We start from the raw sequence: 15,041 nt of genomic DNA on the forward strand, positions 1-15,041 counted from the left end.
CATTATAGTAGACGTATCCCTACTATTTTGTGATATAATGTCCACATGTCTCTGCAGCCGGTGCTCTTCCAGCCGCCGCCGATGGTTCGCCCCAGCTTCAAACTGGGGCCTGCCGAGGTCGCTTTGCGGAATTCGAGGCAAATCCTGGCAAGAGGTGTCGGGCGGACCGAAGCCTACGATTTCACGCTAAACCCCTATGTCGGGTGTCAATTCGGGTGCAGCTACTGCTACGCCGCAGCCTTTGTGCCGGATGAGGCCCGTCGGCAGGAATGGGGACAGTGGGTGGAGGTCAAGGAGAATGCCCTTCAGCTTTTGCGGCAGAGGCGGGACCTCGCCGGCAAGACCGTCTACCTAGGCTCTGCGACCGACCCTTACCAGCCCGTCGAGAGCCGCACACGCCTCACGCGCCGGATTCTCGAGTACCTCGCCACCTTGAACCCTCAGCCGAGGATCGTCATCCAGACCCGCAGCCCTTTGGTGACTCGGGACATCGACGTGCTGCTTCGCTTTAGCAGGCTGCGGGTCAACGTGAGCGTGACCACCGACGACGACGAGGTGCGCCGAAGCTTCGAGCCGAACGCACCGACCATCCCCGCCCGGCTTGCCGCTCTTCGAGAGCTCAGGGCCGCAGGACTCAGGACGGGATGCTGCCTGGCGCCGCTGTTGCCGGTTCGGGATGTCTCGGCTTTCGCCAAGACTCTGGCAGAACTCGGGGCCGAGCGATACGGCGTGAGCTACCTCCATGCTCCGAGGGAGGGTTTCGCCGCCGGGAGTCGGGAAGCCGGGCTCAAACTTGCCCAAGCTGTCGGTTGGAACCTTCAGAGCTACCGGCGAACCGTGGCTCAGCTTCAAGAGCGCCTCCCCGAACTCCTCTTCGGCCCCAGGGTCTTTGAGCCGGAATAACCGCTGACTTGGCGTTAGGTCTTTGTCCCTGCGCAGTGTTCGGCAAGAAGAGGGGGATGTATAATCGCCTGCCCGATGCTGACCTTTCGGCCGTTCCAACGCACGGATGAGGAATACGCGGCGCTTGTACGCGTGTACAACGTCATCTGGCCGGACCGGCCGACCACGCTCGAAGCCGAGCGCTTCAGCGATGAGACCCGCGACCCGCAGAGGTTCTTCGAGCGTTTTCTGGTTTCAGAAGATGGAAAGGACATCGGCTATGCGACCGCGGGCGAGTCCTCCTGGAGCCACCGGGAGGGCAAGTACTTCGTCGGCATCGAATTCGTGCCCGGCAAGGAGGGCTGCTTCCATGAGGCGCTGGACTTCCTGAAGGCGCGAATCGCCGATCGCGGCTACAACCACCTCGTCTTTTGGACGCGCAGCGACAAAGTCAAGCAGATCGAGAACTACCGATCGATCGGCGCGGAGAACACCCAGCGCCAGCCGATCTCCGAGCTCGATCTTCCCTCGTTCGATCCAGCGGTCTGGAGCTCGTCTTTGGCGCAATTCAGGGATGCCGGCTTCGCCATGCGCACCCACGCCGAGATGAACGACGCCGGCTTTGACTGGCGGCCGGACCATTACGCGCTGGAATGCGAGCTTTGGGAGGACGTGCCCTACACCGATACCATCACGATGCGCCCGTTCGAAGAATGGCTGAAGAGCAATGAGGGTTCCCCCGATTACCGAGCAGATCTGAATTACGTCGCTTTCGACGGGGATCGGATGATCGGCATGAGCCATGTGTTTCGCGATGCGGGCAGCGCAGCCCGGCTCTTTACAGGGCTCACCGGAGTCCTCCGCGATTTTCGCCGGAAGGGAGTGGCGACGGCGCTCAAGGTGGCCTGCCTGACACGGTGCAAGGAGCTTGGCTTCAAGGTTGTGGAGACGGACAACGAGGAGAAGAACCCGATGCTCGACCTGAACATCGCGCTGGGTTTTCGAAAGGTCTTCGAGTGGATGCAGTTCGAGCTCAAGCTCCCCGGCGCGACGAACTGAGGGCGGAGGCTCGGGGGGAGCCATAGGTGAGCCGGAAACAGGAGAAACGGCGAAAACCGCTGGCGACAGGCGACCCCTTTCTCATCCTCACGCACTCTCGCTCATCCTCATGCATCCTCGTTCACCATTAACGCTCCGCGCCAGACATCGGTACGGGCGAGCGGCTCACAGTTGCGCTCAGAAGTACTCCGCTTGGACTGAAAACAAGGTCCCCGTCTTCTTCGACGAACGGATCGGCGGTGCCGTGGTGGTACTCCCAGCGCTCTCCCCCGTCCGGCAGGGCAACCACTGACTTCGGCTCTCCAAGAATCTGGAGGACCTTCTCCTGGGACATGCCGGCGGCGACCCGGTGATCTTTGATGAGCTGGATCGGGTTGTCGGGCGGCGCGGGGCCGATGATCCAGTAGACGCCGAGTACCGCGACCAAGAGAAACGCAAGCGGGCCCCCGATCATGAAGAGGTAATCGAGGGCGGTCAAAGGCTGCTGCCTTGCGGGGCGAGGCATGGGGAGAGTTTGGCGCATTGGGGAAGGGCCCACAGGCAAGCTGCCTGCGCTAGGGTAGCCGATGGCCCATCTTCTCGCGCTTGGTGGCCATGTACTTGGCGCGGGTGGGGGCGGGCTCCGCGATCAGCGGCACGTGCTCGACGATCTCGAGCCCGTAGCCCTGGATTCCCGCGACCTTGGCCGGGTTGTTGGTCATCAGCCGAAGCTTGCGTACGCCCAGATCGGCCAAGACCTGCGCGCCGAGCCCATAGTCGCGAAGGTCCGCCTTGAAGCCAAGCGCCTGATTCGCTTCCACCGTGTCGAGGCCATTGTCCTGAAGGGCATAGGCCTTCAGCTTGTTGATCAGGCCGATGCCGCGGCCCTCGTGCGGGATGTAGACGACGATCCCCTTGCCCTCTTCCTCGATCCGCTCCAGCGCCATGGTCAATTGGTCGCCGCAATCGCAGCGAAGAGAGTTGAGCAGGTCGCCGGTCACACAGCTCGAATGCATGCGCACCAGCACAGGCTCGTTGCCCGCGACCTCGCCCTTGACGATCGCCACATAGGGCTGGCCCTCGATGGTCGTTTCAAACGCATAGAGTGTGAAGTGGCCGTAGCGGGTCGGGAACTCGATCGGGCCTGCCGCGAGCTTGATCAGGTGCTCGTGCATGCGCCGGTAGGCGATCAGGTCGGCGATCGTGATGATCCCTAGACCATGCTCTTCCGCAAACTGAATCAGCCCATCCATCCGGAGCATCGTGCCGTCCTCGGCGAGGATTTCACAGCCGACGGCAACCGGTTTCTTGCCCGCTAGACGGCACAGGTCCACCGAGGCTTCCGTGTGGCCCGCGCGCTGGAGAACGCCACCTGAGGCGGCTCTGAGCGGGATCACGTGTCCCGGCCGCATCAGATCCGATGGCTGGGCGTCTGGGTCGCAGAATACGTGAACGGTCTTCGCCCTGTCAAAGGCCGAAACACCCGTCGTGGTGCCAACTGCCGCATCGACGGTTTCGGCCATCGCCGTACCCAGACGTGCCGTATTGGTCTTGGTCATCATGGGGATCTGGAGTTCGGCAAGGCGCTCGGCGGTCGTCGGGATGAACGGCACGCCGCGCCCGAATTTGACCATGAAGTTCATCGCCTCGGGCGTACAGTCCTCGCCCGCCATGATGAGGTCGCCCTCGTTCTCGCGGTCGGGGTCGTCGACGACGATCACCATGCCGCCGCGCTGGATGGCCTCAATGGCATCAGGAATGGAAATGATGGGCATTCGAGTCTATTCTACGGCTGAAAGGCCGGCCGCGGCATCAGGGGGTAGACTCGGAGCACACTTCCGCTCCTTCCGATTGTTCTTTTGTGACCCAATGCCTCGGGACGGGCGGCCACAGGAGAACCACCCATGAACACGTTTGGAGCGCGATCCACCTTTCAAACCGGCGGGAAAACCTACACCTTCTATCGCCTGGCGGCCCTTTCCGAAAAGGGCCACGCCATTGACAGGCTGCCCTTTGGTCTCAAGATCTTGCTCGAAAACTTGCTCCGCACCGAAGACGGCCAGGCCGTGACGGCCGCGGACATTGAGGCGCTCGCCTCCTGGAACCCCAAGGCGGAACCCAGCAAGGAGATCTCTTTCACACCCGCGCGGACCCTGCTCCAAGATTTCACCGGAGTGCCTTGCGTTGTTGACCTTGCTTCGATGCGCGATGCCATGACGCGCTTTGGCGGCGACCCGCAGAGGATCAACCCCCTCAGCCCGGTGGAGTTGGTGATCGACCACTCGGTCCAGGTGGACGCCTACGGTTCTGAGGCGGCTATCCAGATCAATCGCGACCTGGAATACAACCGCAACGAAGAACGCTACAAGTTCCTCAAGTGGGGCCAAGGCGCGCTGGGAAATTTCAAAGCCGTGCCGCCCAACACGGGAATTGTCCATCAGGTGAACCTGGAATATCTGGCGCGGGTGGTGATGGCGTCTCCACCCCCAACCCCTTCCTCATTTTCGGCGGGGGCCGAAAACAAGGAGGGGGCTCTTGCCTATTTCGACACCCTTGTCGGAACGGACTCGCACACCACGATGGTCAACGGCCTCGGCGTCCTCGGTTGGGGCGTTGGCGGCATCGAGGCCGAGGCGGCGATGCTCGGCCAGCCCGTGGCGATGTTGATCCCGCAGGTGGTGGGCTTCCGACTTTCCGGCTCGCTGCCGGAAGGCGCCACGGCGACCGACCTCGTGCTGACGGTCACCCAGATGCTGCGCGCGAAGGGCGTGGTGGGCAAGTTTGTGGAGTTCTATGGTCCCGGTGTGGCGGCGCTCCCTGTGGCCGATCGCGCGACGCTCGCCAACATGGCGCCCGAGTATGGTGCGACCTGCGGCCTGTTCCCGATCGATGAGGAAACTTTGCGCTACCTGCGGCTGACCGGCAGGCCCGAGGAGCAGGTTCAGCTCGTCGAAGCCTATGCCAAAGCACAGGGGCTCTTCCACACGGCCGATTCTCCTGAAGCCGAATACACGGACACGCTTTCGCTCGACCTCTCGACCGTCGTGCCCAGTATGGCGGGCCCCAAGCGTCCGCAGGATCGCGTCACCCTCGCAGAGGCTGGGGCTTCGTTCCAGAAAGCGTTTCCCGATGCGGTGGGTTTCGATCGAACCCGCCTCTCCAATGGCTCGGTGGTGATTGCCGCGATCACGAGCTGCACCAACACCAGCAACCCCTCGGTCATGGTGGCGGCGGGCCTGGTTGCGAGGAAGGCGAACGCGCTGGGACTCAAAGCCAAGCCTTGGGTGAAAACGAGCCTCGCGCCGGGGTCGAGGGTCGTCACCAGCTACCTGAAGCAAGCCGGGCTGCTGGCAGAGCTTAACCAACAGGGCTTCAATGTGGTGGGCTACGGATGCACGACCTGCATCGGCAACTCGGGCCCGCTTCCCGAGGAAGTGGGGAAGCAGGTTCGAGAGCAGGAACTGGCAGTCGTCTCCGTGCTCTCGGGCAACCGCAATTTCGAGGGCCGCGTGAACGCGGACGTCAAGGCCAACTACCTCGCCTCCCCGCCGCTGGTCGTGGCCTATGCGCTGGCCGGCACGATCAACATCGACCTCTCATCCGAACCGATCGGCACGGGATCAAATGGGCAGGACGTGTACCTGAAGGACATCTGGCCCACCCAAAAGGAGGTCGCCGATACGGTCGCTTCTTGCGTGCAAGCCGACATGTTCCGCAAGAACTATGGCGAGGTGTTCAAGGGCGATGAGAAGTGGGAGGCGCTCAGCTCTCCGGCCAGCGAGAACTACGCATGGGATGGCGATTCGACCTACATTAGGCAAGCGCCCTACTTTGACGACATGCCGCTCGAAGCGCCGAAGCAGGTCGCCGAGATAAAGGGGTTGCGCGTGCTGGCGATGCTGGGGGACAGCGTCACCACCGACCACATTTCTCCCGCAGGCAGCATCAAGGGCAACTCGCCCGGGGGCCAGTATCTGGTGGACCACGGCGTCACCCCAGAGCTCTTCAACAGCTACGGCTCGCGGCGAGGCAATCACGAGGTGATGGTGCGCGGCACGTTCGCAAACGTTCGGCTGCGCAACCAACTCGCGCCAGGGACCGAAGGGGGCTTCACCACCCACTTCCCGAGTGGGGAAGTCACGAGCATCTTCGAGGCCTCGGAGCGCTACAAGCACGACGGGACGCCGCTCCTGGTGCTGGCCGGCAAGGAATACGGCACCGGTTCAAGCCGCGACTGGGCGGCCAAAGGCGTCCTGCTGCTCGGCGTGAAAGCGGTGATCGCCGAGAGCTTCGAACGAATCCACCGCTCAAATCTGATCGGAATGGGTGTCCTGCCGCTTCAATATCTTGAGGGGCAGAGTGCAGCCACCCTGGGTCTTTCAGGTACCGAGACGTTCGATCTCGTCGACCTGCCGAGCGAATTCGCGCAGGGCTTCCCGAACGGCCGAAAGCTCAGGGTCCGGGCGACCACCGAGAACGGCGCTGCAAAGGAGTTCGAGGTGCTGGTCCGGCTGGATGCGCCGCAGGAGTTCCAGTACTACCGCCACGGCGGGATCCTGCAGTACGTACTGCGGCAGTTGCTGAAGGGATAACGGTTGGCAATTGACGGTGGCCGGCACATGGCGGGTCTGGACGGAGGGCGGGGTTTACCCCGCCTTTTCAGGGCAAGCGGGCTTCAGCCCGCGCAAGGCGCACGCGCGCTACTCCTGGTTCGCTGCAATTGCAGTCGTCAGCGCATGCCTCTCGGCTGAAGGCCGCGGCACCACCTTGCCGGGATAGGAAAGCTCCAACAACGCCTGCTGCCCCGCTTCGACCACCTTCTCGCCGGTCGTTCGGCCATGAAATCCCAGCGTTGCCTCATACCCCCCACGGTCATAATCCGCGGGTTCCAACACATACCCAATCCACCCGTTCACGTGGCTGACCACCATCACGCTTGAAAAGCCAAGCCCAAGGCCATAGTTGCGAATCCGCCATCCGAGCGCCCCTGAAGGCTCGCCGGGAACGCCGACGACGGCGATTTTCCCGATTCGAAACGCATAGATCTTCGCGGTCGTGGGTGCAAAGGTGCCGACCACCATCTTGGCGAGCGCGTCGGGAATCTTGTTGACCTTGGCGAATTCGGGATGGGGGCTGACCGGGTCCAACTTGAAGGGAAGCTCGAGCCATCGGAACGGTTCAAGCGCCTTTGGCCCGGCGAACTGCTGAACGCGGGGCGTCGCTCTGCCGACAGTTTCGGCAAAATTGGCGATCCGCTCTTCAGGCGTCGAGCCCGGCGCTCGCGGAGAAACGTCGCCGATGGCGCCCTGCAAGACCGCCGCGCCCAATTGCCTCGCGACCCGGCCGGGCCAATCGCCGCTGGTCTGGGTTCGATCGGAGTCGTGAAACGTGGCGTGCGCCGCGTAGTGGAACCACGCCGGGAGTTCCACACCCAGTAGCCCAGGCGTCTCGCCTGGGATGCTAGGCCTCGCGCTTCCGGCAACGAAAAACGAAACCAGCGTCCCCTCAGGATCGGGATGCCCTCCAGCGCGCCGCGCCCGGTTCAGCGGCAATAACATCGTCTTCACCACCATCCCGTCGACAACCCTTGGCGCCGCATCCATTGCCTGCTTGATGCCTGTGGCGATCCGGTCGGCGTACCAGTCCAACCACCGCTTCGAGAAAAGCGCGATGCCGGGGACCTTTATTTTCATGCGCTCGTTCAGCATCTGGCTGTCGGGCGCGCAGTGGGTGTGCGTCGCGGCAAGAAACAGTCCGAGTGTCGCAGGCAGACGCTTCCGAACCTCGGCGGCCAGACTCTCCGGGATGGTCAAGAGTTCGGCGCTGGCGATCGCGACCTTGGTGTTCTGCTGCTCCAGCACGATCACGCGCAGCTTCAGGTCCTCACCTCCGGGTAGGAAAGGAGACTCCTTTCGAGCGGTGTAGCCGCCCAGCGGCAGGGCTTCCGGCGGAATGAGGCTGATCTCGGCGCTGCGGACAAGAAGGGGTGAAAGCGTTGAAACGGCGATTCCAGCCGCAGCGAGGATCATGCGGTGATTATGGGACCATCCGTGCGGCACCCTTCCTCGATGGTGTCCCACTTTGGGTCAGTTCACGGCGAATAAGGCGCTTCGTGAGCTTGGGTTGGTCCTGTGCGGGAGCTAACTACCTTATTGGCCCACCATGTATTCGTGGCTGGAGAATCTGGTCGCAGAGACCTGGGTAGGTTGGCGGTCTGGACCATTGTCGTTGGCTCGCTTGCCGGAATCGCTCTGTCGCCACACGTGTTCGTCGCCTGGATTTTCGACCTCCTGCTCTTCGCAACCCTCGCGTTCGTGCTTTTGCGGGCTCAGGCAGGCTATCGGGGATGGGGCGCCGCGGCCCTTGGCGGGTTCCTCGGAGCCGCCTTGCCGTTTGGGCTGATGGTCGGCTTTGGCGACCGGTTGGAGCCGTTCATGTCCCGGCACGGAGTCGACGCGCTCGCTTTCCCTTTGTTTGTGCGGATGCTGGCCATGCCGACGGCCTGTGTGCTGTGCGCTTGGACAGCCGCCGGCTTTGCCCGGGCACTACGCAAGCCATAATGGAGATGAGGCAGGCAAAAAGGGATTTCAGCATGGCAGCACCCACCCAGATCCAGTACGTTTCAGACGCAAGCGGCAAGCCCGTGGGCGTGCTCGTACCTATCGCTCTTTGGCGCGAGATTGAGTCCGAGCGTGAGACGGCGTACTTGCTGAAGAGCGAAGCCATGAAAGCCCGCCTGATCGAAGCAAAGAAGAGAAAGACCGGGACCTCGTTGAAAGATGTCCGAACCAAGCTTGGAATTTGATATTCGCGCCTTCGAAGACCTTGCCTGGTGGATTGAGCAAGAGCGCAAGAAGGCGCTTCGTATTTTCAAACTCGTATTGGAGGTGGGACGCACACCGTTTGAGGGTACAGGCAAACCCGAGCCCCTCAAGCACGAGCTTTCCGGATGCTGGTCACGGCGAATAGACCGAGAACATCGACTTGTCTACCAAGTTCTCTCTGACGGGAAGATTCGCATTCTCGCATGTCGGTACCACTACTGATGCAAGGCAAGGACCTCACCCCAGACGAAATCCTGCGCTACTCGCGGCATCTCATCATGCCGGAGGTCGGACTGGAGGGCCAGGGCAGGCTCAAGGCGGCCAGCGTGCTGCTCGTCGGCGCGGGTGGGCTCGGCTCCCCGGCAGCCATGTACCTTGCGGCTGCAGGCGTTGGCAGGCTTGGGCTGGTGGACTTCGACGTGGTCGATTTCACCAACCTCCAACGCCAGGTGATCCATGGCACGCCGGACGTCGGGAAACCCAAACTCCAGTCGGCTCAGGAGACGATCGAGGCGATCAATCCGAAGGTCCACGTTGAGCCTTATGAGACGCTTCTCAGCAGCGAGAACGCCCTCGATATCTTCCGCGGTTACGACGTGATCGTCGACGGCACCGACAACTTTCCCACTCGGTACCTGGTGAACGACGCCTGTGTGCTGCTTGGCAAACCCAACTGCTACGGCTCGATCTTCCGGTTCGACGGCCAGGCGACGGTGTTTCACCATCCGGTGGGAGAGAATGGGGGCACAGGGTACGGGGTGCAGGGTTCAGGGCCTGACGAAGATAGGGACAGAGGGAACAGGGGACAGGGAGACACGGGGAGAGGGGGACACGGAGTCGAAGGGACAGGGAGACAGGGAGAGAGGGGGACGGATTCGTCAATCGCTGATTCACAATCCACAATCCGAAATCCGCAATCTGCAATCGAACTCGGTCCCTGCTATCGGTGCCTCTATCCCGAGCCTCCACCGCCGGGCACGGTTCCGAGCTGCGCCGAGGGCGGCGTGCTGGGCATTCTGCCGGGCGTGATCGGTCTCATTCAGGCCACCGAAGCGGTAAAGATCATCCTCGGCAAGGGCGAGTCGCTTGCGGGCAGGCTGTTGCTTTACGATGCCCTGAACATGAGATTTCGGGAGCTCAAGATACGGAGAGACCCGAATTGCCCGGTTTGTGGGGACCATCCGATGGTCACCAAGCTTGTCGATTACCACTCCTTCTGCGGCGTTCCGGGGCACGGGGTCAACCAGGCGCTCTACGAAGATGAGATCGAGCCAACAGCCCTTAGGGCCATGGCCAAAAAGGGGGACCGGTATGTGCTCATCGACGTTCGCGAGCCGCACGAATACGAGATCAACCGGATCGAGGGCTCGAAGCTGATCCCTTTGCGCGACCTCCCTGAGCGGGTCAGCGAGCTGGACTCAGCAGACGAAATCGTGGTGCACTGCCTGGTGGGCCAGAGAAGCGCCGAGGCGTGCCAGTTCCTGAAGACCGCCGGGTTCAAGAAGGTCCGCAACCTGCGCGGAGGCATTCGCAAATGGATCGACGACGTCGAGCCGGATATGGTGCGGTACTAGGCGCACTTCACAGGTCTTCTCCGCCTCCCCTTGTCGCGAATCGATTAGGGGAGGGGGAGGGAGGTTCCGGCATTAAGGACATTGGGACGACGGGTCAGGGAACCGTAGCCGCGGGTCTTTAACCTCCGGCCGGGGATTCAGGGGATAGCTCTTGCGGTCGCCAAATCTGGCGGTCTTTGCTAAGGCTTCGACTAAAATGTCCAAACCATGGTTACTCCAAACTCCGTCGCCGAGCATCTGGGCTCTCTTTCACCGGAAATCCGCGAGTCTGTCGAGAAGCTCCGCGCCAAGGTCCTTGAGCTTGTGCCAGAAGCGGTGGAAACCATCAGCTACGGGATCCCTACGGTCAAGATGCGTGGCCGCGGGATCGTCCATTACGCAGGGTTCAAGAACCACTGCAGCTTCTTCCCCGGCGGCGCCATCGTGGATCGCTACGCAGAGGAGCTCCAGGGCTACAAGACCAGCAAAGGAACGATCCAGTTCACCCCTGACCACCCCCTTCCCGACGCCCTGATCGAGAAGATCATCCGGGACCGCATCGAAGCCGAGCTACCGAAAATGAAGGAATAGGCCACCTTTGGGAGTGCGCGGACTTGTCCGCGTGGTTCTTACCATCGCAGGCTAAAGCCTGCGACTACGGGCCCAAAGAACATCCAGGAAGCAGGCTAAAGCAAGCGGCTCCTGGCACGGCAATTCAGAACGCAGGCTAAAGCCTGCGGCTACGGGCCCAAAACATTCAGGAGGCTGGCGAAAGCCTGCGGCTGTACTGCTCACCGAAAGGGATCTGACAGCAGAAAGGTCATTCAAGACGGGTCACCGACCTCACGCGCCACCTCCCCGGTCGACCTTGGAATGACACCTTCCACTTCTCGCTGATCACGAAAGCCTTCGCGAGGTCATTCGTGAGGTTGCCCACGTCATCGACGTTGAGGTAATAGCCCTCCCGCGCCTCGTATAGAACCCTCCAAAGCTTTCTGCCCAATGCACCGGGCACCCGCCCCTCAAAGGTCTTGCGTTGCTTGTGGCGGACCAATCCCGCAAGGTCGTCCAGTTCGGCGAACGCCGTGGGCTGACGCACCTTGGAGGTGAGTTTGAACCGCCCGCTGGAAAATCGCCAATCGTAGACATAGAGTAGATGGGGCCCGGCATGAGGGCTGCCCAGATGCTTCGGGTAGAGCCGCACCCTGGCGCGCGCGTGGTTCGGGTCGACACGGCCGTTTGACCGGACGAACGAGCACCCGCCGCTGAGTTCCGCTTCCTCGTTGATCACCTGCTTCGCCTTCCAGCCGGTAGGACCCTTGCGAAACACGTAGAGGGTGGGCCACGTCCAGTTGCCGCCGCTATATCCCACTCCAGCCGCGCGGATCGTGTCGCCGCGCCAATAGAAATCAGCGGACGTCCAGCCCATGTCGTTCTTCCGATCGAGGTGCTGAACCCGGTTACGCCCGCCTTCGGGCCAGATGAAATAGAGTTGGCCCGGTCCCATGAACCCGTTCTCGGTCCAGAGGATGACCCCGCGCTTGTCACCCACCGTCCGAATCACGCTTTGCTTGGTATCGACGTAGAGGTCGTGCTTCTTGCCAGTCAGGATCAGGGCACGATGAAATTGGGTGCCTTGGAGCTTGACGCTCTGAAGCGCTGCTTCGAGGTCGGCAGCGAAGTCCCTCTGAGCAAGAACGATTACGACGGCAAACGCAACCATGGTCCCTTGGAACGGACGTTACCCGGCGAATCCCGAGAAGGCCCCTCTGTATGATCTGTCGACGACGCTTCCCGAAGTTAGCGGCCACGATGAGATCTCTGTTGGACAGTGCAAAGGCATGATTCCCATAGACATCGGTGGTCAGAATCCTCAGATTCCCAGAACGAATCTAGGCTGAAAATCCTTACTTAATTGTAAGATCACCAAGTGATCGGGCGCAGGAAATACAGATGAGCACGACTGAAACTCAAATCGCGACCTTCAAGCAGCGCGTCGAGTCCGATTGGGGCGGAATGGAAGCCGCTGCGGCTTGGCAGAAACACTACAAGTCGATGCGGGACCAACTGGCCCCGGTCACGCAAGCCATCGTCGAAGCCGCCAATCCGCAGTCGGGCATGAATATCCTGGACCTGGCATCGGGCACCGGAGACCCGGCGCTTTCATTGGCGCGAAGGGTGGCGCCCGGCGGCACCGTCACCGCAACCGACTTCAACCCTCACATGCTCGCGGCCCTGCGTCAGAACGCTCTCGACGAAGGCGTCGCCAACGTCTTGACGCACGATTGCGATGCACACGAGTTGCCTTTTGAGGATCATCGATTCGACATCGTCACGTCTCGGTTCGGCGTGATGTTTTGTGGCGAGCTGGATCGGGCGCTGAGCGGGGTCCGCCGAGTCTTGAAGAGCAGTGGTAGGATCGCATTCCTCGTTTGGGGTGCGCCCGCGCCTGGAACCTATTTCGGATCGGCGGTGGTGCCCTATGTCAAGCGCATGGCGGAAAAGCCTGACCCCGATGGGCCCGGACCGATGCGATTTGCAGAGCCTGGAAAGCTGGTCAAGATCGTCGAGAAGGCGGGGTTCACGGGAGTGCAAGAAGTGTCGCTGACTCTACCGACTCCCTTCCCAGGGACCGCAAGAGCCCTGCTCGACCAGTTGTTCGAGATTGCCGCTCCGTTCCGGAACCTCGCGGACGCCTTGTCACCTGGGGACCGGCGTGCCGCCGACCAAGAGGCACTGGACAACTTGACGGCATTGGAGCGAGACGGGTGGGTTCACGTGAAGGCGCCCGTCATCATCGTTACGGCCACGTCGCCGTAGGCTCGGGTTCTCCGGCTTTGAGTTGAGATTCAGTTCGAACCGCCGAACGGCTGGTCACTCGGCGCTGCCGGTCTTCTGCGAGCCGAAAATGAACATGGCCCTGGCAGCGCTGGCTTGGTCGATGAGTTCAAACCTCTTCTGATCGTTGGCAGGTGGGTGGTTGAATTGCCCGCCATAGTAGCCCTGTTCGTTGCGCCCTTGCCTCCATAGCCATTCGAGGGCAGCCTTGGCCTTCTCCCTGCGTTCGGGCGTGGGCACATAGCCCCAACTCTCGAGCAGCAGGTGTGCAAAGCGGCCCGCGTCCGCGACCTTCCCACCGACGAACCACCGCTTCTCGCTCGCGGAGGCCATCGCTTCGGCTTCTTTCGCGTACCGCCCTTCGCGCGTAGCTTTGTAGAGCATCGCCGCGGTGCGGATCATCAGCGCGGTGTTGTAGGACCACTTGGTCTTCTCGACTTTGCCGTCCAGGCCGACGTTGTCCCAGAAAAGAAGATCTGTCGGGTCCTGAAGGCGTCCCTTGGTCCAAGCGTAGAGAGTCTTGGCCATTTCAAGCAGACCCGGGTCTTTGGTCTTCTCCCATACCGCCAGACAAGCCGCTGCCGACGGGGCATTTGAGCACGTGTTCTTGCTCTTCTTGTCGCTCTCGCGCCAATAGATGCCGCCGCCAAGCTTGTCGTCCTGGCCGCTCAGAACGAACTTGAGCGCCGCTTCAGCCTGCTTCAGAATTGACTTGTCCTGGAGCACGCCGCATGTCTCCACGAGCGCCAATACCATCCAGGCGTTGTCGTCGTAGTAGCGGTCTGGCGCAGCGGGGGTCGTGGCATGACCGTCCCGGTAATGGTCACTGGGTGATGCTTCAGTGCTGACTTGGAGTGCGAGATCATGACCGGGACGGTCATGCCACGCTTGATGCCTCTTCGAGCCAGGTAACACGTCGTACCCCGCCACCGGGCTCGCCGTGTTCCAGTAGGCTCTCGAGGCGTCGACGAGCTTCCGTAGGTCGGCCTTCCACTCGGGATCGGCCTTTGCCGCGCCGTTCATCGCGCTCAGCAGCACCCCAAGTCCCCAATTGAACACGGGCTGCGGTTTTTTGCCAGGCTCAAGGGCATCGCAGTATCCCGGTATCGCGTCGATCCGATACTCCTTCCGAATGAGCGCCATGGTCTTGAGCCCCCAGTCCGTCATCTCAGAGGGACTTCCGGGGGTCAGCATGATGGCAGCCAAAGCGCAGAGCACACGCTCATTATGCCGGCAGGGGAGCAAGCACGTAGATGATCCACGGCGCCACCCGGGTCTCGTTGACCCAAGCGATCGGTTCATCAGCTCTGCCCAAGGGTCTATAGGTGGCTTCGATCTGAAGTCCCGCTTCTCGGTAGAAGCACTCGTAGTCCTCGTGAAGGCAGAGCACATCGGAGACCGGCCGCTGATCTTCGACGTCGAGCATCACGGTGTAGACCGTGTCGCCGCTCTTTGCTTTGAAGTTGCTTTCGAAATGAGTGGTCCGAAACGACGCCCAATCGTGGGTGTAGATGTCAGGGGTCGAAACAAGACTGACAATCTTTCCTGTCGGCTTGAGCAATCTTCTCAAGGAACCAAAGAGGGTGGCCTTCGCCGCCATCGGAACGTTGTCGAAGGTGAACACCGACTGGACGAGGTCGAAGGCCCCTTCCGGGAGCTCTGTTGGCCCGCTTTCACCACAGACGCGATAGTCGCCTTGGGGGTCGATCTGCCTGGCGAGCGCGATCATTTGCTCGGAAATGTCCACACCCACGGCCTCGAAGCCGAGCTTCTTTAGAAACCGCGTCGAACGCCCTGCCCCACAGCCGAAATCCACGGCGCAGTAACCAGCTCGCCCCTTGAGGGAGAGGTCCGGCTCCGCCCCGAAGGGGATGGAAGTGAGCTCTGGCGAACCGGGTGAGGGGAG

General features: G+C 61.6%; 15 protein-coding genes. 9 read left to right on the forward strand and 6 right to left on the reverse strand.

The genetic code is table 11. The features are described 5' to 3' along the window. The first annotated feature begins 45 nt into the window (after positions 1-45). Together HZC36_10195 and HZC36_10200 are read left to right on the forward strand one after the other, a co-directional pair. Positions 46-903, forward strand: a complete 858-nt coding sequence (locus HZC36_10195; GenBank protein MBI5707344.1) for a radical SAM protein — start codon at positions 46-48, stop codon at positions 901-903. A 75-nt stretch (positions 904-978) separates the two neighbouring features. Next, positions 979-1,941, forward strand: a complete 963-nt coding sequence (locus tag HZC36_10200; protein ID MBI5707345.1) for a GNAT family N-acetyltransferase — start codon at positions 979-981, stop codon at positions 1,939-1,941. 127 nt (positions 1,942-2,068) lie between these two features. Here HZC36_10200 and HZC36_10205 read toward each other — a convergent pair whose 3' ends face one another. Then, complete coding sequence (locus HZC36_10205; protein ID MBI5707346.1) at positions 2,069-2,446, reverse strand: hypothetical protein; 378 nt, start codon at positions 2,444-2,446, stop codon at positions 2,069-2,071. A 49-nt stretch (positions 2,447-2,495) separates the two neighbouring features. Continuing rightward, the gene (gene ribA, locus HZC36_10210) at positions 2,496-3,695 is read right to left on the reverse strand and encodes a GTP cyclohydrolase II (protein MBI5707347.1); all 1,200 of its coding nucleotides are present in this window, start codon (positions 3,693-3,695) and stop codon (positions 2,496-2,498) included. 129 nt (positions 3,696-3,824) lie between these two features. Between ribA and acnA the strand changes: the two genes are divergently transcribed. Beyond that, positions 3,825-6,512 (forward strand): aconitate hydratase AcnA, encoded by a 2,688-nt coding sequence (gene acnA / locus HZC36_10215; GenBank protein ID MBI5707348.1) that lies wholly within the window; start codon positions 3,825-3,827, stop codon positions 6,510-6,512. A gap of 108 nt (positions 6,513-6,620) precedes the next feature. On the opposite strand, the gene HZC36_10220 is transcribed toward acnA, so the two are convergent. Next, positions 6,621-7,949 (reverse strand): hypothetical protein, encoded by a 1,329-nt coding sequence (locus HZC36_10220; protein MBI5707349.1) that lies wholly within the window; start codon positions 7,947-7,949, stop codon positions 6,621-6,623. A 141-nt stretch (positions 7,950-8,090) separates the two neighbouring features. Between HZC36_10220 and HZC36_10225 the strand changes: the two genes are divergently transcribed. The 5 genes from HZC36_10225 to HZC36_10245 all read left to right on the forward strand — a co-directional run bounded on the left by HZC36_10225 (position 8,091) and on the right by HZC36_10245 (position 10,888). Then, a complete protein-coding gene (locus HZC36_10225) occupies positions 8,091-8,480 on the forward strand; it encodes a hypothetical protein (GenBank protein ID MBI5707350.1) in 390 nt (129 codons plus the stop codon). A 32-nt stretch (positions 8,481-8,512) separates the two neighbouring features. Next, on the forward strand, positions 8,513-8,725 hold the full coding sequence (locus tag HZC36_10230) for a prevent-host-death protein (protein ID MBI5707351.1): 213 nt from the start codon (positions 8,513-8,515) through the stop codon (positions 8,723-8,725). After that, positions 8,700-8,966, forward strand: a complete 267-nt coding sequence (locus tag HZC36_10235) for a Txe/YoeB family addiction module toxin (protein ID MBI5707352.1) — start codon at positions 8,700-8,702, stop codon at positions 8,964-8,966. The genes HZC36_10230 and HZC36_10235 overlap by 26 nt, the downstream gene beginning before the upstream one ends. Further along, entirely contained in the window at positions 8,948-10,318 is a 1,371-nt protein-coding gene (locus tag HZC36_10240; GenBank protein MBI5707353.1) for a ThiF family adenylyltransferase, read from the forward strand. The genes HZC36_10235 and HZC36_10240 overlap by 19 nt, the downstream gene beginning before the upstream one ends. 207 nt (positions 10,319-10,525) lie before the next feature. Then, entirely contained in the window at positions 10,526-10,888 is a 363-nt protein-coding gene (locus HZC36_10245) for a DUF1801 domain-containing protein (protein MBI5707354.1), read from the forward strand. Between the two features lie 229 nt (positions 10,889-11,117). Here HZC36_10245 and HZC36_10250 read toward each other — a convergent pair whose 3' ends face one another. Continuing rightward, the gene (locus tag HZC36_10250; protein ID MBI5707355.1) at positions 11,118-12,020 is read right to left on the reverse strand and encodes a hypothetical protein; all 903 of its coding nucleotides are present in this window, start codon (positions 12,018-12,020) and stop codon (positions 11,118-11,120) included. A gap of 230 nt (positions 12,021-12,250) precedes the next feature. Here HZC36_10250 and HZC36_10255 point away from each other — a divergent pair, with 230 nt between their 5' ends. Beyond that, positions 12,251-13,117, forward strand: a complete 867-nt coding sequence (locus HZC36_10255; protein ID MBI5707356.1) for a class I SAM-dependent methyltransferase — start codon at positions 12,251-12,253, stop codon at positions 13,115-13,117. 54 nt (positions 13,118-13,171) lie between these two features. Here HZC36_10255 and HZC36_10260 read toward each other — a convergent pair whose 3' ends face one another. Both HZC36_10260 and HZC36_10265 read right to left on the reverse strand, forming a co-directional pair. Next, positions 13,172-14,353: a hypothetical protein gene (locus HZC36_10260; GenBank protein MBI5707357.1), complete on the reverse strand. Its 1,182-nt coding sequence runs from the start codon at positions 14,351-14,353 to the stop codon at positions 13,172-13,174. A 7-nt stretch (positions 14,354-14,360) separates the two neighbouring features. Beyond that, on the reverse strand, positions 14,361-15,041 hold a 681-nt coding region (locus tag HZC36_10265), incomplete at its 5' end, for a methyltransferase domain-containing protein (GenBank protein ID MBI5707358.1).

Source organism: Armatimonadota bacterium (genome assembly GCA_016223145.1).
Classification (GTDB): Bacteria; Armatimonadota; Fimbriimonadia; order Fimbriimonadales; family Fimbriimonadaceae; genus Nitrosymbiomonas.

Coding starts and splice junctions, on each gene's coding strand:
- HZC36_10220 (MBI5707349.1), bottom strand. CDS start 7,949: ATGATCCTCGCTGCGGCTGGAATCGCCGTTTCAACGCTTTCACCCCTT.
- HZC36_10245 (MBI5707354.1), top strand. CDS start 10,526: ATGGTTACTCCAAACTCCGTCGCCGAGCATCTGGGCTCTCTTTCACCG.
- HZC36_10240 (MBI5707353.1), top strand. CDS start 8,948: ATGTCGGTACCACTACTGATGCAAGGCAAGGACCTCACCCCAGACGAA.
- HZC36_10205 (MBI5707346.1), bottom strand. CDS start 2,446: ATGCCTCGCCCCGCAAGGCAGCAGCCTTTGACCGCCCTCGATTACCTC.
- HZC36_10250 (MBI5707355.1), bottom strand. CDS start 12,020: ATGGTTGCGTTTGCCGTCGTAATCGTTCTTGCTCAGAGGGACTTCGCT.
- ribA (MBI5707347.1), bottom strand. CDS start 3,695: ATGCCCATCATTTCCATTCCTGATGCCATTGAGGCCATCCAGCGCGGC.
- HZC36_10195 (MBI5707344.1), top strand. CDS start 46: ATGTCTCTGCAGCCGGTGCTCTTCCAGCCGCCGCCGATGGTTCGCCCC.
- HZC36_10235 (MBI5707352.1), top strand. CDS start 8,700: ATGTCCGAACCAAGCTTGGAATTTGATATTCGCGCCTTCGAAGACCTT.
- HZC36_10255 (MBI5707356.1), top strand. CDS start 12,251: ATGAGCACGACTGAAACTCAAATCGCGACCTTCAAGCAGCGCGTCGAG.
- HZC36_10230 (MBI5707351.1), top strand. CDS start 8,513: ATGGCAGCACCCACCCAGATCCAGTACGTTTCAGACGCAAGCGGCAAG.
- HZC36_10200 (MBI5707345.1), top strand. CDS start 979: ATGCTGACCTTTCGGCCGTTCCAACGCACGGATGAGGAATACGCGGCG.
- acnA (MBI5707348.1), top strand. CDS start 3,825: ATGAACACGTTTGGAGCGCGATCCACCTTTCAAACCGGCGGGAAAACC.